Source organism: Winogradskyella ouciana, from assembly GCF_009709615.1.
GTDB classification, from domain to species: Bacteria; Bacteroidota; Bacteroidia; order Flavobacteriales; family Flavobacteriaceae; genus Winogradskyella; species Winogradskyella ouciana.
Map to the genome: position 1 here is coordinate 429349 of NZ_WJYA01000004.1, position 24930 is coordinate 454278.

Annotated in this window: 23 protein-coding genes and 1 pseudogene; 21 read left to right on the forward strand and 3 right to left on the reverse strand. The window is 35.6% G+C overall.

Features of this window, described 5'->3' with window-relative positions:
* Window positions 1-158: 158 nt before the first annotated feature.
* From F1003_RS05860 to F1003_RS05875, 4 genes are all read left to right on the forward strand, one after another.
* Window positions 159-908, forward strand: coding sequence for a hypothetical protein (locus F1003_RS05860; RefSeq protein WP_155088278.1), 750 nt, complete (start codon window positions 159-161; stop codon window positions 906-908).
* Window positions 909-1027: 119 nt separating this feature from the next.
* Entirely contained in the window at window positions 1028-2356 is a 1329-nt protein-coding gene (locus F1003_RS05865) for an MBL fold metallo-hydrolase (RefSeq protein ID WP_155088279.1), read from the forward strand.
* A 23-nt stretch (window positions 2357-2379) separates the two neighbouring features.
* A complete protein-coding gene (locus F1003_RS05870; protein ID WP_155088280.1) occupies window positions 2380-2940 on the forward strand; it encodes a YeeE/YedE family protein in 561 nt (186 codons plus the stop codon).
* A gap of 1 nt (window position 2941) precedes the next feature.
* Window positions 2942-3355, forward strand: coding sequence for a YeeE/YedE family protein (locus tag F1003_RS05875; protein WP_155088281.1), 414 nt, complete (start codon window positions 2942-2944; stop codon window positions 3353-3355).
* Between the two features lie 19 nt (window positions 3356-3374).
* Here F1003_RS05875 and F1003_RS05880 read toward each other — a convergent pair whose 3' ends face one another.
* Both F1003_RS05880 and gntA read right to left on the reverse strand, forming a co-directional pair.
* Window positions 3375-3956 (reverse strand): DUF1989 domain-containing protein, encoded by a 582-nt coding sequence (locus F1003_RS05880; RefSeq protein WP_155088282.1) that lies wholly within the window; start codon window positions 3954-3956, stop codon window positions 3375-3377.
* Complete coding sequence (gene gntA / locus F1003_RS05885; RefSeq protein ID WP_306461424.1) at window positions 3943-4659, reverse strand: guanitoxin biosynthesis heme-dependent pre-guanitoxin N-hydroxylase GntA; 717 nt, start codon at window positions 4657-4659, stop codon at window positions 3943-3945. Before gntA ends, F1003_RS05880 begins: the two co-directional genes overlap by 14 nt.
* A 254-nt stretch (window positions 4660-4913) precedes the next feature.
* On the opposite strand from gntA, the gene F1003_RS05890 reads away from it, so the two are divergent.
* The 3 genes from F1003_RS05890 to F1003_RS05900 all read left to right on the forward strand — a co-directional run bounded on the left by F1003_RS05890 (window position 4914) and on the right by F1003_RS05900 (window position 6680).
* Window positions 4914-5183: a SemiSWEET family sugar transporter gene (locus F1003_RS05890; protein WP_155088284.1), complete on the forward strand. Its 270-nt coding sequence runs from the start codon at window positions 4914-4916 to the stop codon at window positions 5181-5183.
* Between the two features lie 40 nt (window positions 5184-5223).
* Window positions 5224-6072, forward strand: coding sequence for an SDR family oxidoreductase (locus F1003_RS05895; protein WP_155088285.1), 849 nt, complete (start codon window positions 5224-5226; stop codon window positions 6070-6072).
* Between the two features lie 155 nt (window positions 6073-6227).
* Window positions 6228-6680: a ferritin-like domain-containing protein gene (locus tag F1003_RS05900; RefSeq protein ID WP_155088286.1), complete on the forward strand. Its 453-nt coding sequence runs from the start codon at window positions 6228-6230 to the stop codon at window positions 6678-6680.
* Window positions 6681-6867: 187 nt separating this feature from the next.
* Here F1003_RS05900 and F1003_RS05905 read toward each other — a convergent pair whose 3' ends face one another.
* The gene (locus tag F1003_RS05905; protein WP_155088287.1) at window positions 6868-7314 is read right to left on the reverse strand and encodes an MgtC/SapB family protein; all 447 of its coding nucleotides are present in this window, start codon (window positions 7312-7314) and stop codon (window positions 6868-6870) included.
* 207 nt (window positions 7315-7521) lie between these two features.
* Here F1003_RS05905 and F1003_RS05910 point away from each other — a divergent pair, with 207 nt between their 5' ends.
* The 14 genes and pseudogenes from F1003_RS05910 to F1003_RS05975 all read left to right on the forward strand — a co-directional run bounded on the left by F1003_RS05910 (window position 7522) and on the right by F1003_RS05975 (window position 24926).
* Entirely contained in the window at window positions 7522-7755 is a 234-nt protein-coding gene (locus F1003_RS05910; protein WP_155088288.1) for a hypothetical protein, read from the forward strand.
* A 148-nt stretch (window positions 7756-7903) separates the two neighbouring features.
* Entirely contained in the window at window positions 7904-8677 is a 774-nt protein-coding gene (ku, locus tag F1003_RS05915) for a non-homologous end joining protein Ku (protein WP_155088289.1), read from the forward strand.
* Between the two features lie 3 nt (window positions 8678-8680).
* A complete protein-coding gene (ligD, locus tag F1003_RS05920; RefSeq protein WP_155088290.1) occupies window positions 8681-11107 on the forward strand; it encodes a DNA ligase D in 2427 nt (808 codons plus the stop codon).
* Window positions 11108-11178: 71 nt separating this feature from the next.
* Window positions 11179-11694 (forward strand): DUF421 domain-containing protein, encoded by a 516-nt coding sequence (locus F1003_RS05925; RefSeq protein WP_155088624.1) that lies wholly within the window; start codon window positions 11179-11181, stop codon window positions 11692-11694.
* A gap of 105 nt (window positions 11695-11799) precedes the next feature.
* A pseudogene (locus tag F1003_RS05930) lies at window positions 11800-12168 on the forward strand (heavy metal translocating P-type ATPase); the annotation flags it as partial.
* A 185-nt stretch (window positions 12169-12353) separates the two neighbouring features.
* Window positions 12354-12767: an HYC_CC_PP family protein gene (locus F1003_RS05935; RefSeq protein WP_155088291.1), complete on the forward strand. Its 414-nt coding sequence runs from the start codon at window positions 12354-12356 to the stop codon at window positions 12765-12767.
* A 113-nt stretch (window positions 12768-12880) separates the two neighbouring features.
* The gene (locus F1003_RS05940) at window positions 12881-16627 is read left to right on the forward strand and encodes an efflux RND transporter permease subunit (protein ID WP_155088292.1); all 3747 of its coding nucleotides are present in this window, start codon (window positions 12881-12883) and stop codon (window positions 16625-16627) included.
* Window positions 16624-17859 carry a TolC family protein gene (locus F1003_RS05945; RefSeq protein ID WP_155088293.1) on the forward strand — a complete coding sequence of 412 codons (1236 nt, stop codon included), beginning with the start codon at window positions 16624-16626 and terminating at the stop codon, window positions 17857-17859. The genes F1003_RS05940 and F1003_RS05945 overlap by 4 nt, the downstream gene beginning before the upstream one ends.
* A gap of 3 nt (window positions 17860-17862) precedes the next feature.
* Entirely contained in the window at window positions 17863-20121 is a 2259-nt protein-coding gene (locus F1003_RS05950; protein WP_155088294.1) for a multicopper oxidase domain-containing protein, read from the forward strand.
* A 52-nt stretch (window positions 20122-20173) separates the two neighbouring features.
* Window positions 20174-20782, forward strand: a complete 609-nt coding sequence (locus F1003_RS05955) for a DUF3347 domain-containing protein (RefSeq protein WP_155088295.1) — start codon at window positions 20174-20176, stop codon at window positions 20780-20782.
* Window positions 20783-21241 carry a heme-binding domain-containing protein gene (locus tag F1003_RS05960; RefSeq protein ID WP_155088296.1) on the forward strand — a complete coding sequence of 153 codons (459 nt, stop codon included), beginning with the start codon at window positions 20783-20785 and terminating at the stop codon, window positions 21239-21241. It begins immediately after the preceding gene.
* Window positions 21242-21266: 25 nt separating this feature from the next.
* A complete protein-coding gene (locus F1003_RS05965) occupies window positions 21267-21788 on the forward strand; it encodes a YybH family protein (protein WP_155088297.1) in 522 nt (173 codons plus the stop codon).
* A gap of 51 nt (window positions 21789-21839) precedes the next feature.
* Window positions 21840-22349, forward strand: a complete 510-nt coding sequence (locus F1003_RS05970; protein WP_235898279.1) for a helix-turn-helix domain-containing protein — start codon at window positions 21840-21842, stop codon at window positions 22347-22349.
* A 75-nt stretch (window positions 22350-22424) separates the two neighbouring features.
* On the forward strand, window positions 22425-24926 hold the full coding sequence (locus F1003_RS05975; RefSeq protein ID WP_155088299.1) for a heavy metal translocating P-type ATPase: 2502 nt from the start codon (window positions 22425-22427) through the stop codon (window positions 24924-24926).
* Window positions 24927-24930: the final 4 nt, after the last annotated feature.

Sequence of the window (24930 nt, forward strand, 5' to 3'; positions counted from 1 at the left end):
AGATCTTTTTTTATTGATTCTATTTGCACTGTACTTGGATGTTACATGCATATAGCATATTATAACTTTATTATAAATATGTTATAACCACACTATAACCTGTTTTGTGAAATTTTGTATATTGCTGTGGGTTAGGTGTTTAACTTTAGCGTAGTGTTATGGCAAAACAGAAGGGTATTATACCGTTAGTGGGTACTATTGGTGGTATCAATTTTTATTATCTCAATGGGCAACCTATTGCTAGGCGTGCTGGTGGTGGCTTTAACCGCAAAGCTATAAAGACCAAGGCCAGTATGCACAGGGTACGTGAAAACGCGAGTGAGTTTGGGCATTGCTCTAAAGTGAACAAACTGTTTCGGCATGCCTTGTTGCCTTTCTATGCTGGCCATAGGTTTACCTTTTTTCATAGTCGTTTGATGCGATTGTTTACGGGTTTGAAGGATTTGGATGTTACGCATGCACGTGGTAAACGGCGTGTTGTAGAGGGTATAGTTACTGATACTGGCAAAACCTTGTTGCAGAATTTTGCTTATACGCCAGATTGCTCGGTGCGCCAGGTGCTGCCTTTTGATTATCGTATTGAAGGCACTAATCACCGTTTGACCCTCAGTTCTTTTGCTATACAGGATGTTGGATTTGTGAGCGGAGCCACACATATTGAATTGTTGTACAGTGTTTTGGATTTTAATTTTGAAGCCCTTACTTATGAACTCCATCTTGCTCCGAAGGTTTTACTAGACCGAAATTTTGGAGGAGATACACTCATCTTTACACCCGATGGTACAGCGAATGGTCTGGGTACATTGTTATGCGTTTTTGGTGTACGCTTTTACCAAGAGGTGGATGGTGCGCTTTATGTTTTAAACGCTGCCCATAGTGTTGGCATTAGTGTTTTGAAATGTGTGTAGCGTTGTTACCTTTGAAGTCTTGTTTTTGATATGCATTATCTTTTGTGTGAATTGAATTAATCTATGTCCATAGTACTTTCTAGTTTTAAGGTATTAAAGTCAACCTTAAAACTAAAACCATGAAGGTAAAGCAGTTTGAATATGAGCCCTTGGCCCACTATAGCTATGCCGTTATCAGTAATGGCGAGATGGTGGTTATTGACCCAGAACGAAATCCAGAGATTTATTATGACTATGCACAAGCCAATAACGCTAAGATTGTAGCTATCATTGAGACCCATCCTCATGCCGATTTTGTAAGCTCACATTTACAGATATACAAAGAAACGGGAGCTACAATCTATAACAGTGAGAAATTGGATGCCTTTTATCCGTATACCAAATTTGATGAAGGAGATGTGATACCTGTAGGGAATATTAATTTCTCGGCCTTAAATACTCCAGGCCATTCTCCCGATAGTATCACTATTGTAGCCACAGAGGGTGATAAAACAGTGCTTTTTACAGGTGATACGCTCTTTGTGGGAGATGTTGGTCGGCCAGATTTAAGAAATGACGGTGGTAATAAAAAACAGAAGCAAAAAGAGCTTGCTGAAGCGATGTTTGACACTATCCATTCAAAATTCAATGATCTTCCTGATGATGCCGTTGTGTATCCTGCGCATGGAGCTGGTTCTCTTTGTGGTAAGGGAATGAGTGATGCAAGTAGCAGTACTTTAGGTGACGAACGTAAGCAAAATTGGGCCTTTCAGACTACCGACAAACAAGAATTTGTGAAGGAATTAGTAGAAAGTCAACCTTTTATACCTTCTTATTTTGGCTACAATGTAGATTTAAATAAGAGGGGAGCCGATACCTTACGGAAGGCCATTGCCAAAGTGGACTTTAAAATGAATGGGAACCTAAACGGTTTAATCGTAGATGTACGTGAGGAAAGCGCATTTAAAACAGGACATCTTAAGGGCAGTATTAATATACAAGCCGTATCTGAATCTGCCCAATTTGAAACTTGGTTGGGTGCCATAATTAAACCTGAGGAGGAATTTAGCCTTGTCATTGATCAGCCGAAGGATTTAGATATGATATTAGAGCGTGTGGCTAAAATCGGCTATGAAAATCAACTGAAAGAGGTGGTTACCCTGCCGAGGGTAAAGTTAAAAGAGATGAGTCCTTTGAACATTGAGGATTTTAAGAAAAATCCGAAAGATTATACGATTGTAGATGTCCGCAATAAAAGTGAGGTAGAGGAAGGTAAAATATTTGAAAATGCCGTTTCAATACCCCTAAACACGCTGCGAGATGAGGTGAATACAATACCTACGGACAAACCTATTGTGGTGCATTGTGCCGGTGGGTATAGAAGTGCCGCAGGAAGTAGTATTATTGATAAGCATTTAGATAACGCCAAAGTTTTTGATTTGAGCGAAAAAATAAAGGAATTTAATTAATTGTAAACTAAAACATTTCTCTTATGAACGTTATTTATGAACCTTGGCCTTGGTACGTGGGAGGCCCATTGATTGCATTAATCTTCTTTTTATTATTATTTGTGGGCAAACAATTTGGCATGTCTTCTAATTTACGTACAGCTTGTGCGGCAATGGAAGCCGATAAATTGTCGGATTATTTTGATTATGATTGGAAGTCTAAACGCTGGAATTTATTGGTTGTACTAGGTGCTGCTATTGGAGGATTTATCGCTTCACATTATCTGAGCAATTCTACTGTAGCCGTCAATCCTGAAGTTGCTCAACAACTCGCTGCGGACTATCAGATTACCAGTGCCGGTGAAGCTTATTTGCCTTCAGAAATTTTCTCGCTAGAGTCCTTAGGCGATCCCTTTAATATTGCCATCCTTTTATTGGGAGGTATAATGGTGGGTTTTGGTGCGCGCTATGGTGGTGGATGTACATCGGGACATGGAATATCTGGTTTGAGTAATTTACAACAACCATCTTTAATTGCTGTTTTGGGCTTTTTTATAGGTGGTCTTATAATGGTTCATTTGTTATACCCTTTAATTTTAGGATAGTATGAAAAATATAGTATATATCATTATCGGTATTTTATTCGGTATTATAATGTATAAGTCTGAAGCCGCATCGTGGTTTCGTATTTATGAAATGTTTCAGTTTGGCTCTTTCCATATGTATGGTCTTATGGGTTCTGCGGTTCTGCTTGGTATCCTTGGAGTACAAGTCATTAAAAAAAACAACTTAAAACCTCTTGATGATAGCGACATGAGTTTAGAGCCTAAGGATAAAAGTGTGACACGCTATTTAGTAGGCGGTATCATTTTTGGATTGGGATGGGCGCTTGCAGGTGTTTGTCCAGGACCTATGTACGTACTTGCCGGAGCGGGTTATGTTTCCGTATTGATTGTTATACTCGGAGCTCTTTTAGGAACGCTTATTTATGGGGTTTTGAGAAAAAAATTACCCCATTAATTATATAACGAATTGGTATTCAAAAATTTTCTAAAACCTGATAGCCGATGGGCTTAAAGGTTCCTCCGTTGCTGTCCTTAGCTGAGCATGCTGTGAGTGCTACAAGGCAAGTTTCTAGACATTTAAAAACAATGCGATCGCCCTTTAGACTTTGCGGAGGCAATACAGCGATCTTTGTGTCTTTTATTTGTACATTCATAAAAATGTTGAAGGCGGTAGGGATATCGTCTTTGGTAATGCCATAGGGTTTTAGTGCCTGTGTTAAATTATCTAGGCAACTATGGGTGGTGTCGTGATCCTTATATAGAATTTTGAAGGTTTCTTTACTACATGGTGCCAGTATGAAGTCGTGTTTTTTTGCATCATCATGTACTATTTGCAATAATTTGCGACTGCGATTACTCCAGATAAAATTCCCCGTAGTTAGGTTTGTAGTGGCTTCAAAATCGAGCGTTTTACCAGAGGATATTTTCTCTTTATACTCCTTGCCGGCGAAGCATACCATATCGGAGACTTGCTGCCCTTCTAGGTCTTCAACCAACAAGTACTGGTCTTTTTTTAAGATGAATGCCGTGCCAGACCTTGGTTTAATTACTTTCATGTTTAGAATTTTGAAATGGGCAGGTCCAGTTGTCGGTGTTGTTTTTTCCCGAATACTGTAGGGCTTCGGAGGCTTTACCGAAGTCTTTGAGTACTGGGTTTACGGAGCCGTTTCTTTCTATTTCTCGGCTGCGGATATCATTTCTGACGGTATGGTATAGTCCGTGTTTTCTTAACTGCTCAAATTGCCAGTGTAGGTTAAATGCCAATAATGGGTATTTGGTTCGCCTTGCTGCTCTAGAGCTGTTGGGATGCATGCCCACGACATAGAACGCTTTCCCTTGGATGCTAAAGCTAAAATTATTGTCTTGTGGATTGCTTGACACTGTTGGGTCCCATGGCTCAGGGTCGTAGCGGTTGACTAGGCTTAAGAGATCCCACAAGTTGTTTTCAAATTCTTCTTCTGTATAAGGGCTTTCATAAGGGAATACTGCAATGTAGGTGTTGAAGTCATTTCTGTTGAAATCGTAATTGTTTAGATAGTTGCCTATGTTTTGCAAAAGTTGCTGTGCCGTGACCGAAGAGTTCATTTTGGTATAGACATCGAAATCTATATTTTTTTGTTTTACAACGGTTTGTGCCATTAGGCAAGGATGGTCGTTGTCAATTATAAATTTCTGCAAATATTTTTTGATTTTATATTTTTTAGAAGACATGTACAAGCTGTTGAAGGACCGCCTGAATTTTTGTTTTACTTTCATCATTTACAGTTTAAAGCTCGTTGTTTTTTAGTAAAATTAGTTGGACGGAAGCGGTTGCATTTATCTTATACGATAAATTAATAACTCATTTGATAATGAGTTGCTTATCTGTTATTTTTTTGATGAGGGTGATTTGGAAATGACCATTGCATTACAAATTGCAAAAGGATTAATTATGATGTCATTTACGCTAATGAATTACAAGGGAGTTACCGACATTTGGGTGTGTTTGGGTTTTTGCCTGTAAATAAAACGGTATGAGTGGAGTTGATCTTATAGGGATATTGGCCGGTATTTTTACCACATTTGCCATCATTCCTCAGATTTATAAGGCCATAAAGACAGGAAAGGTGGAGGATATTTCGCCTGTATTTCTTTCTGTGCTTATAGCTGGTGTTGGTCTATGGACTGTATATGGTGTGTTTCTTAAAGATTATCCCATCATTATTACCAATGGTGTATCCGTTGTGTTGAATTCTACCATGTTGATCATCTACCTTAACTCTAATCACCGAACGAACCTATAATTTTGAAGCTATCGTATCATTTTAGAAAACGAGATTAATTATGAACAAACCAAATAAATTCCCTGAACAGGAACAAAAACAACCAGGAAAAGAACGAAAAATGCGCCCCGAACCCGAAGTTATAAGAGCTTCATACAAGGGTAGCGATAAATTAAAAAATAAAGTAGCCCTTATCACTGGTGGTGATAGCGGTATAGGTCGCAGTGCGGCTGTACACTTTGCCAAAGAGGGAGCCCGAGTTGCTATAGTTTACTTATCGGAAGACAAAGACGCCCAAGCCACCCAAAAGATGATTGAAGATGAGGGTAGGGAATGTCTATTAATTAAAGGGGATCTCAAAGACGAAGACTTTTGCAAAGAAGCCGTAAGGCGATGCGTAGATGCTTTTGGCGGTCTAAATGTATTGGTTAACAATGCTGCGATGCAATTTCCTAAGGACTCTTTAAACGATATTGACAGTTCCCAACTACGTACCACTTTTGAGACCAATATCTATCCGTACTTTTTTGTTGCCAAGGCTGCGTTGACACATTTGAAGGATGGCGATACCATAATTAATACGAGTTCGGTAACTGCTTATCGTGGTAGTGATCACTTACTGGATTACTCTAGTACAAAAGGGGCTATTGTAAGTTTTACGCGTTCATTATCCCAAACTTTGGCCAGTAAGAACATCCGGGTTAATGGAGTAGCGCCAGGCCCTATTTGGACTCCCTTGATTCCCGCAACGTTTGATGATGTTTCTGATTTTGGGCAGGATACTCCTTTAGGCAGAGCAGGCCAGCCTAGTGAGTTGGGTCCTGCCTATGTGTTCTTGGCGTCTGAAGACAGTAGCTATATAACAGGTCAGTTTATACATGTAAACGGTGGTGAGATGATTGGGTCATAAGAACCATTGTTATAGCTTCTGATACGATTTCAAATTATATAATATTTAACATTATCTCAATCAAATGAGGACAATATTAAATCTATTGGATTACAATAAGGAGCTATATACTAGTATCTTGGGGTTATATAATACTAATTTAAAAATTTAAAAACATGAGCATATTTAGCGAGACAACAGAAAACAAACTAAACGATTTAGTAGAAAAAGCATACGATGCGGAAAAGGGATTTAAAAAAGTTTCTGAGCACGTCGACAACCCTCGGTTAAAATCATTCTTTTCTGACAAAGCCAGAGAACGTAGTAACTACGTTAATGAATTGAGACAAGGTCTTCGTGAAAATGGAGTAGAGGTTACCGAGAGTGATGGTAGTACAGCAGGAACTTTACATAGAACATGGATAGACACTAAGGCGTTTTTTTCAATGGATAATGAAGAATCCATGCTAGAGGAGGTTAGGAATGGAGAGAAACAAGCCCTTGAGGATTATGAAGATGTTCTAGAAAATTCTGATCTTAATCCTTCTATGCGTGAGCTTTTAACAAAGCAGAAAAATGAAATACAAGCGAGCTATAATAAAGCGGATTATTTGGAAGATTTGCATTGATTAATAGCAAATTTTTTTAGAAAAGAGTTTTGGCCGTCCCTCGAGTCAAAACTCTTTTTGATTTTAAAATGAGTAGTCTGGTAGTATTAGCTATTCAGTAATTGATAAATCATTAATTTTATTTGGAACGTATTGCCCCTATAATGGTTTTAGATTATATGTTATTTGCTCATCATGCTTAGTTATTTTACTCATCATGCTTATTACCATTCTTTTTATAAATGTATCTGTTCAGTGCGCCAAAAATTAAATTAATACCAATTATTAGAAGAGTAGCCGCTAAGATTTCCTTATACATTTGCATAGCTGCCAAACATCCTAAACCAGCACTACACCAAATAGACGCTGCTGTAGCCAAACCTGTAACTTTGCCATTTTTTTTAATAATTACTCCCGCTCCCAAAAAACCAACACCAATAATTATCTGACTTAAAATACGACTTTCGTCTACATTATTTAAACCACTAAAGTGATACGATATGGATACAAAAATGGCGGCACCGACCGCGACCAAAGCGTTGGTTTTTAACCCAGCGTTTTTGTTCTTCATCTGGCGCTCTATACCAATACTAACACCAGCAATCATAGCCACTACTATAGCGACGATAAATTCAGTATAACTCAAAGTTTCCATTGAGAAGAATCTTTTGGTTTTTGTTAATTATCTAGGGAATCTAAAATAATTTATTTTTAATAATTAACACATTTGCTAAAACTATTAAACCTATTAATAACTTTATAAGGTTTTGACTTTTTATATGCATTAAAATCCTATTGTAAAGGGTCAAATAGTTTACTATGTTAGAATTATATTTTGGACTTAACCTTAAAGATTTAGATTATGAGTACTAAAAAGAAACATGCTGATTTTCAGCAACCGTATAGGAAATCCTCTAATTTTGATAAAATTACTAAAGATGAAGCTTTAAAGCCAGATGGCAAAGGCAATTTAGTGCCAGAAGAGGATCTTACTAAAATTAAAGACAGTGACAAAAAGACCATTCATGATGCCATGGATGATATGCAACACAATATTGAAATGATACCGGGAGATAAGCGCGGTGAAGAAGAGTAAACACGTATTACCAATTAAATGAAATCAATAAAATCCGATTTGCTAGAATCGGGTTTTAAATTTTTATGTCATTATTAACTATGGATTATTTTAAAAACTTAGTTGACATTGACTATGAATCCTCTAATTTTAATGTAAAAATGTAATTATGAGATCAGTATGGAATGGATCAATAAGCTTCGGATTGGTATCAATACCAATAAAAATGTATTCCGCCTCAGAGGATAGAGCCTTGGATTTGGATATGCTCGATAGACATGATGGCGAACGCATTCGCTATAAACGCGTCAATGAGAAAACAGGTAAAGAAGTAGAATGGAAAGACATTGTAAAAGGTTATAAGAAAGATGATGGCTACGTGATTCTTGAAAAGGAAGATTTCGAGCAAGCTAACGTAAAGAAGAATAAGACTATAGATATTGAAGAGTTTGTAAAAGAGACCGATGTTGCAGATGTGCTCTTTAAAAAACCTTATTTTTTAGAACCACAAAAAGAAGGAGGTAAAGCATACAACTTACTTCGTGATGCGCTCAAAAAAACAAAAAAACTAGGTGTGGCGACATTTGTAATGCGCCAAAAGGAAAACTTATGTTTAATTGGCGTTTATAAAAATGTCATTGTACTTCACGTAATACGATTTGATGACGAACTACGAAATCCTGAGGATGTAAAAATTCAAAAAACGAAAAATTCTGAAAAGGAAATTTCAATGGCGGAATCCCTTATAGAAAATTACACCGAAAAGTTTGATTTCACAAAATACAAGGATGTTTATAATTCCCAATTGCTAAAAATAATAGAGTCCAAAGCAACAGGTAAAGAAATTAAATCTGAAAAAGTAGATATTGAACCAACCGCTGCTAAAGATTTAATGGCTAAACTTAAGGCCAGTCTCGAGCAAAAGAAAAAGAAAGCTTCCTAAACAATGAGCCTTAAGGAATACAGAAAAAAGCGAACCTTTGAAGACACGCCAGAACCTAAGGATATTTACAATTCTGAAAATAAATACAGGTTTGTAATACAAAGACATCGTGCAAGTCATTTGCATTATGATTTACGATTGGAAATGGAAGGCGTGTTAAAAAGTTGGGCGATCCCCAAAGGACCTTCCATGAATCCCAAGGACAAACGGTTGGCCATTCACACAGAAGATCATCCAGTGTCTTATCTTTCGTTTCAGGGCGTTATACCAAAGGGGAATTATGGTGCTGGGAAAATGACGATTTGGGATGAAGGAACTTTTGAGAGTTTATACGATAATGACAACCTGTCTACAGACTACTCCAAAGGAAAATTAAAACTTGTTATTAGAGGTGATAAGGTAAAAGGTATTTTCACATTGGTGCGTTCATCTTCAATGAACAAAAAAAACCAATGGCTGTTCATCAAGCACGAAGATGAGTATGCCACAAATTTAAATTATGATGCCGAGGATTATGTTGTAGTAGATTTAAAACAACAGCTCACTGAGAAAACTTCAGACTTGAGTCTAAAATCCACAGTAAAACCAATGCTGGCCTCGCCAGCAAAGGAAATATTCAATGACAAAAACTGGATATACGAATTAAAATATGATGGATATCGTTCCTTAGCCAATGTAGATAGCGGGTCAGTTGAACTATACTCGCGTAATGGTATATCCTTAAATTCCACATTCAATATTATTCATAACGAATTAGAATCCATTGAGCACACCGCCATTTTAGATGGTGAAATAGTAATTTTGGATAGCGATGGAATTCCGCAATTTAATGCGCTTCAAAACTACAACCCGAAAACTACAGAGGGTCATCTTCATTATTTTGTTTTCGACTTATTGTTTCTCAACGGTCATAGTACAACAGGTTTACCGCTAATAGACCGAAAGGAATTGCTCAGAGATGTATTGCCAGAGTCCAATCATATCTCTTATTGCGACCATATTGAGGGAATGGGAAAAACGGTATATGATAGAGCATTAAAATTGGGAATGGAAGGTGTAATTGCTAAAAAAGCCAATTCTAAATATTACACGAATACCAGAACACCAGACTGGTTGAAGTTTAAAAAAATTGAAAATGTAGAAACTATTATTTGTGGTTATACGGAATCTAAAAACAGTTCAAGAAAGTTCGCTTCTCTAATTTTAGGAATGATTGAAGATGGCGAACTGGTTTATGTTGGCACTTGCGGTTCTGGATTTTCGTCCCAGCAAATTAAGGCATTACATCAACAATTTGAACCCTATTTAACTGAAGAACCCATATTGAAAATTTCAAAACATCTAAAAGGTAGAAAAGCCGTTTGGATGGTTCCGAAGTTAATTTGCGAAGTAAAATTTGCCGAATGGACAAAAAGCGGTGTGATGAGGCATCCTGTATTCTTACGGATGCGAGATGATAAATCTGTACCAGTAGAAGTCTCAAAGATTCACAAGACCACACAGAACAAAAAACCCAATACAAACTCTGATACAACACTGCAAATAGATACAATTAATGTACCTATTACTAACATTGAAAAAGTGTATTGGCCTGATGCAAATCTGACTAAATATGATTTATTGGACTACTACATAAAAATGTCTGATTTCATCCTTCCCTATTTAAAGGATAGACCTCAAAGTCTGCATCGCCATCCAAACGGGATCAACGGTGAGTCGTTCTACCAAAAAGATAATGAGCATCTGCCCGATTGGATTGAAACTTTTAAAATTCATTCAAAATCTTCAGAACGGGATATCAATTATTTGGTCTGTCAAAATCAGGCAACTTTAACTTATATGAATAATTTGGGCTGTATTGAGCTACACCCTTGGCATTCCACAATCTATCAATTAGATAGACCAGACTATACCATTATAGATTTAGATCCTTCTAAAAAAAATACCTTTGAGCAAGTTGTTGAAACCGCCCAAGCTGCAAAATACGTTCTGGATTCAGCTAGGATTAAAAGCTATTGCAAAACTTCAGGAGCATCAGGCATCCATATTTATATTCCTTTAGGCAGAAAATACACGTATAGTGAAGCTCGGGATTTTACAAAATTACTGTGCTATTATATACAAGAACAACTGCCAGAAATAACCACTTTAGAACGTTCCATTAAAAAAAGAGGTCCTAAAATTTATCTGGATTATTTACAGAACCGAAAAGGGCAAACTATAGTGTCAGCATTTAGTTTAAGGCCCAAACCAAATGCATCGGTCTCAACACCTATCAACTGGAAGGATGTAAATAAAAAACTTAGAATAGAAGATTACAACATCCATACTGTTCCCAAAATATTTGAGAATAAAAAGGACCCATTTTTAAATATTTTAGGCGAAGGAATTGATATGGAAAAGGCTTTAGAAAATCTCAATAAAACATAAAATATATATCTATGAAACTATTTGTTATTATCAACACATTGATCTTTTCAAATCAATCTGCAAAAAAAGCCATGGGTATTTTTGATACCGACTTACATTCAATGCTCATGATAATTTTATCTAGCATTGGAATTTATACTGCTATAATTGTTTATACTAGGATATTTGGAAAACGTAGTTTTTCAAAAATGTCGAGTTTTGATTTTGCAATGACCGTTGCAGTGGGTTCTATTACCGCAACTACTATACTATCAGAAACTGTTAGTTTTCTTGAAGGGGCAGTTGGTTTGTTAATGGTATATATTCTTCAACTAATAGCAGCTTATTTTCGACGGTACAAGTGGTTTAGAAAACGAATAGACAATGAACCAACTTTAGTTATGTATGGTCAAACTATTCTTAAGGAAAATTTAAAAGGAGTAAGATTAACCGAAGGTGATTTACGTTCCAAATTAAGAGAAGCTAATGTTACTAAGCTCTCAGAAATCAAAGCCGTAATTTTTGAAACTACCGGAAACTTGGTAGTGCTACACAAAGAGGATAACGAAGATATTGACGATTGGCTTTTAAAGGATGTACAGCGTTAATTTCATAATTAGGACTAAAAAGATAAATGCGATTTTGAAGAAAACTATTTCACTTTTAAATAATGCTTGGATAGATTTAAAAGTATTAGAAAACATTGTAACTAAATGAAAAAAAAGAAAGTCAATTTAAGAGATTTAAAACCAAATTCAGAAGAACAACATTCTCACGATGATGGTCACGACCACGGTGATGGAAGTGCATTCAAAACCTATATTCCCGCAATCATAAGTTTTACAATGCTTATTGTGGGTATCGCTGTAGACTATTTTGATGCGATTCCTCAATTTGAAGGATGGATTCGCATCGTTTGGTACACGGTCGCTTATATTCCTGTTGGATTTCCAGTAATCAAAGAAGGATGGAAAAGTATTAAAAAAGGTGATGTTTTTACCGAGTTCTTTTTAATGTCCATTGCCACCATTGGTGCCTTTGTCATTGGTGAATATCCCGAAGGTGTTAAAGTCATTGTATTTATTTTAGGATTAAGTGGTTTAGCTACCATGAGGAAAGCTGTTTTTGCAGATTTAAACGTGGCACTTTTAGCCATTTTGAATGCTGTTAGGCTACAGCGGTTGCCTTGGGATTAGGGTGGTTGGTACATTAAACTTCTGTTAAACAAAATATTGAGTGGTTAAAATTTCGTAACTTCGCATTTAGCATGAAAAAAGTATGTCATAAAATATTGTCCTTTACGTTGGCGCTCGTAGTTATGTTTTCTACGATGTCTTTTACGCTCAACATGCATTATTGTGGAGGTGCTCTGGTTGAAACTGCATTGATTCAAAAAGCTAAAGGCTGTGGAATGGAAATGAACAGCCCCTCAGTTGAAAGTTGTTCAATTGCTAAGAAAAATTGTTGTGATAATAAGCAAGAAGTCGTAAATGGCCAGGATGAACTTCAAATATCCTTCGACACGCTTTCTTTTGATCAACAGGTGTTCATCACTTCTTTTGTATATACTTATATAAATCTTTTTGAAGAGATCTCTTCTAAAAATCTGTCTTTTGACGATTACCCGCGACCCTTTGTCAAACGGGATGTACAAGTGCTGCACCAGACTTTTTTAATTTGATTTTTTAGATTTTTTGAATGAAGCCCAATACCATATGTGTGGTATCGTGGGCTAAAACTCGTGTTTGCCATTTTTTGCGACACATCACTACAATTATCTAATTATCGAATACTATGCTAAATAAAAGCATCAAATTTTTAATAGAAAATAAACTCGTTGCAGTTCTGCTACTCGTCCTTTTTGTAGGATGGGGAACGGTTAATGCACCTTTTAATTGGGATACTGGTTTCTTACCAAGTAATCCAGTTGCTGTAGATGCCATACCAGATATAGGCGAAAACCAACAAATCGTTTTTACAAAATGGGACGGTCGCTCACCACAAGATATAGAAGACCAAATTACGTATCCATTAACCACATCCTTGTTAGGGATTCCTGGAGTAAAAACCATTCGTAGTTCTTCTATGTTCGGCTTTTCAAGTATCTATATCATTTTTGAAGAAGACATAGAATTTTACTGGAGTAGAAGTCGTATTCTCGAAAAACTTAATTCCTTACCAAGTGGTTTATTACCCGAAGGTGTTAATCCTGCATTGGGTCCAGATGCTACAGGATTAGGACAAATATTTTGGTACACGCTTGAAGGTCGTGACGAAAACGGAAATGTAACTGGTGGTTGGGATTTACAGGAATTACGAAGTATTCAAGATTACTATGTAAAGTATGCGCTATCCTCTGCAAGTGGTGTTTCAGAGGTTGCTTCTATTGGCGGTTACGTACAAGAATACCAAGTGGATGTGAATCCAGAATTAATGCGTCAATATAATATTGGATTACATCACGTTGTAAAAGCTGTTAAAGAAAGCAATAAAGACATTGGTGCACAGACTTTGGAAATTAACCAAGCCGAATATTTAGTTCGTGGTTTGGGTTATGTGAAATCCATTTCAGACATCGAAAATGCAGTAGTCACTTCAGAAGATTATACTTCAATAAGGATAAAGGATATTGGTAAAGTTTCATTAGGTCCTGCAACTCGACGTGGTTTATTGGATAAAGAAGGTGCTGAAGTTGTTGGTGCTGTTGTGGTGGCTCGTTATGGAGCAAACCCAATGGAAGTCATTAATAACGTAAAGGAAAAAATTAATGAATTAAGTGCAGGATTACCTTCAAAAGTTTTGGCAGATGGAAGAACATCACAAGTTACCATAGTGCCTTTTTATGACAGAACAGAATTGATACAAGAAACTTTAGGTACACTCAATGAAGCCTTAACTCTTGAAATATTGATTACCATTTTAGTAATAATTATTATGGTGTTTAATCTTCGTGCTTCCGTACTAATTTCTGGACTATTACCTGTTGCGGTTTTAATGGTGTTTATAGCTATGAAACTCTTTGGTGTCGATGCTAATATTGTCGCATTATCAGGTATTGCTATTGCTATTGGTACAATGGTCGACGTAGGTGTCATACTATCAGAAAACATTATAAGGCATTTGGATGAAAACGAAAATGTCATTCCGACAGAGCAAGGAACGAGCGACGAGGAATCTCATAAAAAGTTACCCATAAACACAGTAGTTTACAACGCAACAGCCGAAGTATCTGGTGCAATCGTAACCGCAGTTATGACAACTATTATCAGTTTCATTCCTGTATTTACAATGATTGGAGCGGAAGGAAAACTATTCAGACCATTAGCCTTCACAAAAACTTTTGCACTAACAGCATCCATTATGGTAGCCTTATTTTTGATTCCACCGTTTGCTGCATTCTTATTCCGAAAGAAAAGCATTAAAAATACTTTTAAATATGTTTTAAATGCTGTTTTAATAGCATTAGGTATCGCTGCAATTATCTATGGGTATTGGTTAGGGTTAATATTAATAGCTTTTGGAATTACAGCAGGTCTTAATCTTCAAAATAAGATAACAGACAAACAAGCGAATCTTATCAATATCATTATTTCAGCATCAGCTATAGTATTCTTGTTAGCCGAATATTGGAGACCATTAGGCGTTGATAAAAGCATTTTCTGGAATCTTATTTTCGTGAGTGTTATTTGCTTTGGTTTATTAGGTGTTTTCTCATTATTTATAAAATACTACACACGTATTTTAAGGTGGTGTTTAGATAATAAGTTATTGTTTTTATCTGTACCAACGGCTATTGTAATTGCAGGTTTTTTCATTATGAAAAATACAGGCAAAGAGTTTATGCCCTCATTAAATGAAGGCTCATTTCTACTAATGCCAACCTCGATGCCTCATTCTGGCGTGGAAGAAAATAAACGTGTTTTACAGCAATTGGATATGGCAGTAGCCAGTATTCCAGAGATTGAAACCGTAGTTGGTAAGGCAGGAAGAACAGAATCAGCTTTAGACCCAGCACCACTATCAATGTATGAAAACATCATTCAGTACAAACCAGAATATATGCTGAATGAAAACGGAGTACGCCAACGCTACAAAGTCAATGATGATGGTGAATATGTGTTAAAAAACGGAATGTCATTGCGAGCGGAACAGCGTGAAGCGTGGCAATCTCTTAATGTGAAAGAACAACTCATTCCAGACAATGATGGCGAGTTCTACCGTAATTGGAGACCTGAAATACAATCACCAGATGATATTTGGAATGAAATTGTAAAAGTTACCAAATTGCCAGGCGTAACCTCTGCACCAAAGCTACAACCTATTGAAACCCGATTGGTAATGCTTCAAACAGGAATGAGAGCACCTATGGGAATTAAAGTAAAAGGTCAAGACTTAAAACAAATAGAAGCATTTGGTGTTCAGTTAGAAGATATACTTAAACAAGCTGAAGGTGTTAAAGATGAAGCAGTTTTTGCAGACCGTATAGTAGGTAAACCATATTTGTTAATAGACATTGATAGAGAGAAAATTGCTCGTTATGGTGTAACCATTGAGGAAGTTCAAAATGTTTTAAAAGTGGCTGTTGGTGGTATGGTATTAACACAAACAGTAGAAGGTCGTGAGCGTTATGGTGTTAGAGTTCGTTACCCAAGAGAATTAAGAGCAAATCCAACCGATTTAAAACAAATCTATGTGCCTGTTGAAAAAGGAAGCCCTGTTCCGTTAAGTGAATTGGCGACTATAAAATATGAACAAGGTCCACAAGTAATTAAAAGTGAAGATACTTTTTTAGTTGGCTATGTGTTATTTGATAAAATGGATGGTTTTGCAGAAGTAAATGTGGTTGAAAATGCACAAACCTTAATTCAAGAAAAGATAGATAATGGCGAATTGGTTGTACCAAAAGGCATTAACTATCAATTTACAGGAACGTATGAGAACCAATTACGAGCAGAAAAAACTTTATCGGTTGTTGTACCATTAGCTTTGGCAATTATCTTTTTGATACTGTACTTCCAATTCCGTTCTGTTGGAACATCCTTAATGGTATTTACAGGTATTGCAGTAGCATTTGCTGGTGGTTTCTTAATGATTTGGCTCTATGGTCAAGATTGGTTTTTAAACTTCAATTTCTTTGGGGAAAATATGCGAGACTTATTCCAAATGCACCCAATCAATTTAAGTGTTGCAGTTTGGGTGGGCTTTATTGCTCTTTTCGGAATTGCAACGGATGATGGTGTAGTTATGGCAACGTATTTAACGCAAACTTTCGATAAAAACACACCAGATAATAAAAAGGAAGTAAGAGCATCTGTTGTAGAAGCAGGAGAAAAACGTATCAGACCTTGTTTAATGACTACTGCTACTACCATTTTGGCATTATTACCAGTATTAACCTCTACAGGAAGAGGAAGCGATATAATGATACCTATGGCAATACCAAGTTTTGGTGGAATGCTTATAGCCTTAATAACCTTATTTGTAGTTCCAGTATTATATAGCTGGAAAGCCGAATTTCAACTTAAAAGAACTGTAAAATGAAACAGATAAAATCACACATAAAAACAGTTTTTATTCTTTGTTCGTTATTCTTTGTTCTCAAAGGAAATGCACAACAATTAGAAGTACTCATAGATGAAGCCTTAACAAACAATCCAGAAATTCAAAAATTCGAGTTACAATACAAAAGAGCTTCCGAAAAAGTAAATGAGGTTAATACTATTCCTAATACCGAATTTGGAGTTGGTTATTTTGTAAGTGAACCAGAAACACGAACAGGTGCACAACGCTTTAAAGTATCTGCTAAACAAATGTTACCGTGGTTTGGGACTATTACTTCGAGAGAAAATTACGTGAGTTCATTGGCAGATGCTAAATACGAAGACATTGTCATCGCAAAGCGAAAACTAATGGCTTCGGTATCACAATCCTATTATAATCTATACGCTAACAAAGCAAAGCAAAAGGTTTTAACTGAAAACATCAAACTATTAGAAACTTATGAAACGTTGGCATTAACTTCTGTAGAGGTTGGTAAAGCATCCGCAGTAGATGTGTTGCGATTGCAAATGCGTCAGAACGAAATGCAACAATTAAAAGATGTATTGCAACAACAGTTTTTAGCAGAACAAACTAACTTCAATAATCTATTGAATAGAGATAATGATGTTACCGTGAATGTGGTAGATAGTTTACTGATACCTTCAGAAGACTTTGATATTACTTCTGAAAATTTAACATTACATCCTGAATTACTAAAATATGATAAACTCTATCAATCCATAGAGCAATCAGAATTATTGAATCAAAAAGAAAGCAGTCCGATGATTGGTTTCGGATTAGATTATATCAATGTTGCTGAAAGACCAAATATGGATTTTAGCGATAACGGAAAGGATATTGTAATGCCAATGGTTTCCGTATCTATCCCAATTTTCAATAAGAAATATAAATCCCAAACCAAACAAAATGAGTTGCAACAGCAGGAAATTACTGCCCAAAAACAGGAACGTTTAAATTCATTGGAAACTCTTTTAGACAAAGCGAATAATGAACGTATTTCTGCAAGAATAAGTTATGCTACCCAAACCAAAAACCTACAGCAAGCCAAAGATGCAGAAGACATTTTAATCAAAAGCTATGAAACAGGAACGATTGATTTTAATGATGTTTTAGACATTCAAGAGTTGCAATTAAAGTTTCAAATGAACCAAATAGAATCTGTGAAAACCTATTATGTGCAGACAACTATTATTAATTATTTAATTAAGTAAACAATGAAAACATTTAACACAATACTTCTCTTGTTTCTAACTTCAATGGCATTTGCCCAAGTTGGTACAAATGGTCAAGATAGAAAAGAAGAAGGCCGAAACATACAAGAGTATAACCTTACTATAGAAGAAAATGAAATAACCCTTGCAGGTGTAACCGCAAATGGAATGACAATTAATGGTGGAATTCCAGGTCCTACATTAGAATTTAATGAAGGTGACCTCGCTATTATTAATGTAACCAATAAAATGGATGAAGAAACCTCTGTACATTGGCACGGTTTAATACTTCCTAATTTTTATGATGGTGTTCCTTATTTGACAACACCACCTATAAAACCAAATACTACATTTCAATATAGAATACCTATCAACCAATCTGGTACATATTGGTATCATTCCCATACGATGTTGCAAGAGCAAAAAGGAGTTTATGGCTCAATAGTCATTCATCCTAAAGAAAAGACGTTGGACTACGACAAAGATTTGGTTATAGTGTTATCTGACTGGACCAATGAAAAACCAATGAATGTACTGCGAAACCTTAAACGAGGAAACGAATGGTATCAGGTTAAAAAAGGGACAGCAGTACCATTAAGCAGAGTTATAAAAGAAGGTGCATTAGGCGCACAATTCAAATTTTGGCGCGATAGAATGGAAGGCGCTGATATTGCAGACATCTACTATCCTGCGTTTTTAGCCAATGGTAAAAAACTTGCAGAATATCCAGAGTTTAAAACAGGTGAAAAAGTACGACTACGTTTTATCAACGCATCTGCTTCATCTTATTATTGGGTGGATTTTGGTGGTGGTAACCCGATGATAGTTGCGAGTGATGGTGTGGATGTAATACCAGAATATAAAAACCGATTTCTTTTTGCAATTGCCGAAACCTATGATGTGATTGTAACCATTCCAGAAGGTACATTAGAAATTACCGCAACAGCCCAAGATGGTTCTGGTAATACGTCCATTCACTTGGGTAGCGGAAAATTGTATCCAGCAACTGTAATAGACAGACCAGATAAAGTGGCTATGATGAAGCAAATGGCAAAAATGGATATGAAGATGGGTGCACCTGCTTTAGTGGGAAATAAAAATAGAAATACCCCCAAAGCCCTAATGCAGAAATATGGAATGAAGATGAATATGGAGAATGAAATGAATATGGGAATGAAAAAGGATGCGACGCCAATGAATCATAAGATGTCTACGATGCAAAAGGACACCGCTTCATTTAATTATGATACACGTAAAACTTATTTCAATTATGATTTTTTAAAGGCAAAGGAAAACACCACTTTTAAGACTGATGTGCCAGTAAATGAAATTTTACTGAATCTAACTGGTAATATGCAACGTTATGTTTGGAGTATGAATGGCACACCATTATCCGAAACAGACAAGATTAAAATTAAAAGTGATGAGGTTACAAGGATTACCTTAAATAATCTGACAATGATGCACCACCCAATGCACTTGCATGGTCATTATTTTAGGGTGATTAATGAAAATGGAGAGCGTTCACCATTAAAGCACACGGTTAACGTACCACCAATGCAAAAAGTGGTCATCGAATTTTATAACGAAGAATATGGTGATTGGTTCTTTCATTGTCACGTACTATATCATATGATGGGTGGTATGGCAAGAGTATTTAGCTATGATACACCACGAGATGAAAGGATGAAACCTTATCCAGTTCAAAACCTAATTGATGAAACTGACCATTATTACTCTTGGGGAGCTGCACGTGTAGGTTCAAACTTTAATGAACTTTTATTGATGTCAAGCAACATTCGTAACGAATTTGGACTACGTGCCGAGTTTGATTATAACCAAAATGCCGAGATAGAAGTAAATTATAACAGATATCTCAATGATTGGGTACGTGTGTATGCAGGTGTAAATACTGAAACTTCTACACCAAATTCTTATGATACATTTAATACTGTAGGATTAGTTGGAGTTAAATATTTCACGCCTTACAGATTTAATGTGGATGTGAGTATGGACCATCAACTGCGCCCAAGAATACGTTTGGACAGAGAACTATTGATTTTTCCTAGAATTTTTCTCGAAGGAGAATACGAGTATAGAGCGGATTTTGGATGGGTCAATGATTTAGAAAACAACAATTCTTATGAAGGTGAAACTCAATGGTTAATTGGAGCATCGTACATCTTATCTCGAAATTTTTCAATTCAAGGGAATTACAATAATAAATATGGCTGGGGAGGCGGACTATTAGTTCGATTCTAATAATACATAACAATTTTATATAAACAAATATTAATCTTAAAAGTAAGTCAAAATGAAAAAAGTAAAATTAGTAACAACAATTATTGTAATGGCTTTTATAAGCCTAACAGCAATGTCTTGTAAAGACGCAAAAAAAGAACATAACAACGATGAAGGTCATAATACAGAAATGAATCACGACAATAGCGATGGTCATCACGATAGTGATAAAAAAGAAATGGCAATGAATAGCAATCAAGACGGGAATGCCGAAATTATACTTAAAGATTATTTTAATCTAAAAGATGCTTTAGTTGTAGATGATGAAGCAAAGGCAAAAAAAATAGGTGCTTCATTAGAAAAAAGTTTAGAAAATTTAGATGTTTCTAAATATACGGATGCTCAAAAATTAGAATTAAAGGATATTATTTTGGATGCCAAAGAACACGCAGAGCATATATCCAAAAGCCCAATAGCACACCAAAGAGAACACTTTAAGGTTTTAAGTAAAGATATTATAGATATGGTTGCGATAACAGGTGCTTCTAATAAATTATATGAGCAATATTGCCCAATGTATGAAAAAGGAAGTGCTTGGTTAAGTATGAATAAAGAAGTACGTAACCCTTATTATGGTAGTAAAATGCTGAAGTGCGGAAAAGTACAAAGAGAAATTAACTAAATGAAAACTGTTAAAATCATATTGCTGATTTTATTGGTCGCTTTTGTGGGAATACAATTTATTCCCACAGAAAGTAACCAAACTGATATTGTACCAGTAACCGATTTTTTGTTGGTAAATAATGTGCCAAATAATATAAAAAATAAGTTGCAACTATCTTGTTATGATTGCCATAGTAACAACACTAAATATCCTTGGTATAATAAAATACAACCAGTTGCTTGGTTTTTAGAAGAACATATTAAAGATGGCAAAAAAGAATTAAATTTTAGTGAATGGGGTTCATTAACAATTCGAAGAAAAACAAGTAAGTTGCGTTCAATTATAAAACAAATAGAAGGCAATAAAATGCCTTTAGATTCTTACACGTTAATACACAGAGATGCAAAATTGTCTGAAAGCGAAAAGAAATTACTCATAGAGTATATGTCAGATTTAAAAGAAAATTTAAATAATTAAAAGTCAAACATCAAAATATTCGATTATGAAACCACCCATATTTGTCTTATTACTCACGATTTTAATTTTGAGTTGTAAAGAAAGTAAACAACAAGATACAACTATCGAAACTCAAAAAGAGGTCGTTGTTGACAACACAAATGAAAAAGAGGAAGTGTTGAAAATTATGAAATCTTATAAAGATGCCATTCAAAACTTAACAACCGAAGGCACTTTTCAACTCTTTACGCAAGATGCCACCGTTTTTGAGCAAGGTAAAGTAGAAGGAACTTATAAAGATTATATAGATGGTCATTTAGGTCCAGAACTTGGGCATTTTAAAAGTTTTACATTTTCAGATTATGAGATTGATGTAAATGTAAGTTTGCCCTATGCATATACAACTGAAAATTATTTGTATACAATAGTTTTAAAGGCAGATGAAGCTAAAGGAACAAAAGAACGAACCATTGAAAGTAAAGGCGTAGCAACTTCAATTTTAAAAAAAATAGATGGAGATTGGAAGATTATTCATTCACATACTTCATTTAAAAAATTGAATCAATAAACAATGAATCATATTCTTCATATAAAAAATATGGTCTGTAATCGCTGTAAAATGACGATTATAAATTTGTTGGATGATGAAGGCTATGAAGTGGAATCTATACAATTGGGTAAAATTGTTATTAAAGAACAGTCTAGTAATGATTATGTTCGGCTAGAAACACAGTTGAATGCTTTAGGATTTGAAGTGATTAAGGATCCTACAAAGGCATTGATTGAAAAAATTAAAATTAATTTTATTCAGCATATTGAAAAAAATGATACAGATGAAATTCTTGGTAAACTTGAGAGTGAAATAGGCAAAAGTTATTCTACATTGAGTAAAACGTTTAGTAAATCAGAAGGGATAACACTTGAAAAGTATTTTATCAACCTGAAAATAGAAAAAGCTAAAGAGTATATTCAATTGAATCAGCTTAATTTTTCAGAAATAGCCTATAGCCTTAACTATAAAAACAGTAGTCATCTATCGAAACAGTTTAAACAAGTTACTGGAATGTCAATGACAGATTATAAAAACTTACAATATGGAGACAGAAAATCCTTGGATGAAATTGTATAAAAATTAGCCAGAATTAGAATAATATTATAAGGTAAGTCCTTGTAATTTAGCCTAATAATTCTAAAATATTTAAAAATGAAACACATATATCACATACACGGAATGACTTGCAACGGTTGTCGCAGTCACGTTGAAGAAACGCTCTCTAAAATAGAAGGTGTTTCAAAAGCAATGGTCGATTTAGAAAAGGCAGAAGCTATCATAGAAATGGAATCGCATATTCCTCTAGAAAAGTTTCAAGAAGCCTTAAAAAAGGATGGTGATAGATACAGTATTCATAAACAAGGTGAACAGCATCAACATTCAAAAGATAAAAAGAAAGAGCAACCCAAAGGAAAAGGCACAGGCACATTTTATTGTCCTATGCATTGCGAAGACGATAAAACTTATGATGAACCAGGCGATTGTCCTGTTTGCGGAATGGATTTGGTGGAAGAACAAAATCTATTCACGACTTCAGCAGAACAATGGACGTGTCCTATGCATCCAGAAATTGTCAAAGACGAAGCAGGTTCGTGTCCTATTTGTGGGATGGATTTAGTGCCAATGGAAGCAGATAGTTCAGCAGAAGAAAAAACGTATAAAAAGCTATTAAAGAAATTTTGGATTGCTACAGCATTTACCTTGCCCATTTTCTTAATCGCTATGAGCGAAATGCTTAATAACAATCCATTGTATAATATTATGGAACAGAAAAATTGGAACTGGATTCAGTTTGTTTTATCCATTCCAGTTGTCTTTTACGCTACGTGGATGTTCTTTGAGCGTGCTTATAGAAGCATAAAAACGTGGAATCTCAATATGTTTACACTCATTGGAATCGGTGCAGGTGTGGCTTGGTTATTTAGTGTATTTGGGATGTTGTTTCCAGATGTATTTCCTGAACAATTTAAAACTGAATCAGGCGCAGTTCACGTCTATTTTGAAGCAGCAACTGTGATTTTAACGTTAGTGCTTTTAGGTCAATTGTTAGAAGCTCGTGCACATAGTAAAACCAATTCGGCAGTAAAAGAACTGTTGAAATTAGCACCTAATAAAGCCATAAAAATAGTAGATGGTGAAGAAGTTGAAGTCAGTATTGACGAGATAGAACTTAATGATATTCTAAAAGTGAAACCAGGAGATAAAATTCCTGTGGATGGTGTGATAACTGAAGGCGAAACAACTATTGACGAATCTATGATTACAGGAGAACCTATTCCTGTAAACAAATCTCAAGAAGATAAAGTCAGTAGCGGAACAATAAATGGCAATCAATCCTTTTTAATGAAAGCTGAAAAGGTAGGTAGTGACACTTTATTATCACAAATCATTCATATGGTGAATGATGCCAGTAGAAGTCGTGCACCTATTCAAAATTTAGCGGATAGAGTTTCGGGTTACTTCGTGCCAGTTGTAGTAATCATTTCGATAATCACATTTATAGTATGGTCTATTTGGGGACCAGAACCAGTTTATGTGTATGCGTTTGTGAATGCAATTGCAGTACTAATCATTGCGTGTCCTTGTGCTTTAGGTTTAGCAACACCAATGTCTGTAATGGTTGGTGTAGGTAAAGGTGCTCAAAATGGTGTATTGATTAAAAATGCTGAAGCTCTTGAAAAAATGGATAAGGTGAATACGCTTATCGTTGATAAAACAGGCACAATTACCGAAGGAAAACCAACAGTTGAAACCGTTGGTGCTTTTAATGAGGCTTTAAGCGAAAAAGAAGTGTTACAATACATCGTTTCATTAAATACCAATAGCGAACATCCTTTAGCAGAAGCAACTGTTAAATATGGCAAAGAACACAACGCAGAAATTTTAAAGTCCGAAGATTTTAGTGCAGTTACAGGAAAAGGTGTTGAAGCTAAAATTGATGGAAAAAATGTAGCATTAGGTAATCCTAAAATGATGGAATATGCTAAAGCGGATATTACTTCTAAAATGAAAGACGAAGCTAAATCTTACCAAGAACAGGGTAAAACAGTTTCTTATTTGTCAATAGATGAAACCGTTGTTGGGTATGTAGTTATAGGCGATAAAATAAAAGAAACAAGTGCTAAAGCCATTAAAGCACTTCAAGATAAAGGGATTGATGTAATAATGCTGACAGGCGATAATCACGATACCGCACAAGCAGTAGCATCAAAACTAAATCTTGCAGATTTTAAAGCCAGTATGTTACCAGAAGACAAACTCAAAGAAGTAGAGAAACTGCAAGAAAACGGAAAAGTAGTTGCTATGGCAGGTGATGGTATTAACGATGCACCAGCATTGGCTAAAAGCGATGTTGGTATTGCTATGGGAACAGGAACAGACGTAGCAATTGAAAGCGCAATGATAACACTCGTAAAAGGCGATTTAAACGGAATTGTAAAAGCAAGAAATTTAAGCGATTCTGTAATGAGAAACATTAAGCAAAACCTATTTTTCGCACTTATCTATAACACATTAGGTGTGCCTATTGCAGCAGGTGTGTTGTTCCCATTCTTCGGAATATTACTCTCGCCAATGATAGCGGCTTTGGCTATGAGTTTTAGCTCTGTTTCTGTTATTGGAAATGCGCTACGATTAAGAACAACTAACGTATAACTAT

Bases quoted from the DNA above. Each gene is read 5' to 3' on its own strand.
- F1003_RS05940 (WP_155088292.1), top strand. From the start codon at position 12,881: ATGCTAAATAAAAGCATCAAATTTTTAATAGAAAATAAACTCGTTGCA.
- F1003_RS05875 (WP_155088281.1), top strand. From the start codon at position 2,942: ATGAAAAATATAGTATATATCATTATCGGTATTTTATTCGGTATTATA.
- gntA (WP_306461424.1), bottom strand. From the start codon at position 4,659: ATGATGAAAGTAAAACAAAAATTCAGGCGGTCCTTCAACAGCTTGTAC.
- F1003_RS05960 (WP_155088296.1), top strand. From the start codon at position 20,783: ATGAAAACTGTTAAAATCATATTGCTGATTTTATTGGTCGCTTTTGTG.
- F1003_RS05870 (WP_155088280.1), top strand. From the start codon at position 2,380: ATGAACGTTATTTATGAACCTTGGCCTTGGTACGTGGGAGGCCCATTG.
- F1003_RS05925 (WP_155088624.1), top strand. From the start codon at position 11,179: ATGGGTATTTTTGATACCGACTTACATTCAATGCTCATGATAATTTTA.
- F1003_RS05880 (WP_155088282.1), bottom strand. From the start codon at position 3,956: ATGAAAGTAATTAAACCAAGGTCTGGCACGGCATTCATCTTAAAAAAA.
- F1003_RS05905 (WP_155088287.1), bottom strand. From the start codon at position 7,314: ATGGAAACTTTGAGTTATACTGAATTTATCGTCGCTATAGTAGTGGCT.
- F1003_RS05935 (WP_155088291.1), top strand. From the start codon at position 12,354: ATGAAAAAAGTATGTCATAAAATATTGTCCTTTACGTTGGCGCTCGTA.
- F1003_RS05970 (WP_235898279.1), top strand. From the start codon at position 21,840: ATGACGATTATAAATTTGTTGGATGATGAAGGCTATGAAGTGGAATCT.
- F1003_RS05890 (WP_155088284.1), top strand. From the start codon at position 4,914: ATGAGTGGAGTTGATCTTATAGGGATATTGGCCGGTATTTTTACCACA.
- F1003_RS05910 (WP_155088288.1), top strand. From the start codon at position 7,522: ATGAGTACTAAAAAGAAACATGCTGATTTTCAGCAACCGTATAGGAAA.
- F1003_RS05950 (WP_155088294.1), top strand. From the start codon at position 17,863: ATGAAAACATTTAACACAATACTTCTCTTGTTTCTAACTTCAATGGCA.
- F1003_RS05975 (WP_155088299.1), top strand. From the start codon at position 22,425: ATGAAACACATATATCACATACACGGAATGACTTGCAACGGTTGTCGC.
- F1003_RS05955 (WP_155088295.1), top strand. From the start codon at position 20,174: ATGAAAAAAGTAAAATTAGTAACAACAATTATTGTAATGGCTTTTATA.
- F1003_RS05895 (WP_155088285.1), top strand. From the start codon at position 5,224: ATGAACAAACCAAATAAATTCCCTGAACAGGAACAAAAACAACCAGGA.
- F1003_RS05900 (WP_155088286.1), top strand. From the start codon at position 6,228: ATGAGCATATTTAGCGAGACAACAGAAAACAAACTAAACGATTTAGTA.
- F1003_RS05965 (WP_155088297.1), top strand. From the start codon at position 21,267: ATGAAACCACCCATATTTGTCTTATTACTCACGATTTTAATTTTGAGT.
- ku (WP_155088289.1), top strand. From the start codon at position 7,904: ATGAGATCAGTATGGAATGGATCAATAAGCTTCGGATTGGTATCAATA.
- ligD (WP_155088290.1), top strand. From the start codon at position 8,681: ATGAGCCTTAAGGAATACAGAAAAAAGCGAACCTTTGAAGACACGCCA.
- F1003_RS05945 (WP_155088293.1), top strand. From the start codon at position 16,624: ATGAAACAGATAAAATCACACATAAAAACAGTTTTTATTCTTTGTTCG.
- F1003_RS05865 (WP_155088279.1), top strand. From the start codon at position 1,028: ATGAAGGTAAAGCAGTTTGAATATGAGCCCTTGGCCCACTATAGCTAT.
- F1003_RS05860 (WP_155088278.1), top strand. From the start codon at position 159: ATGGCAAAACAGAAGGGTATTATACCGTTAGTGGGTACTATTGGTGGT.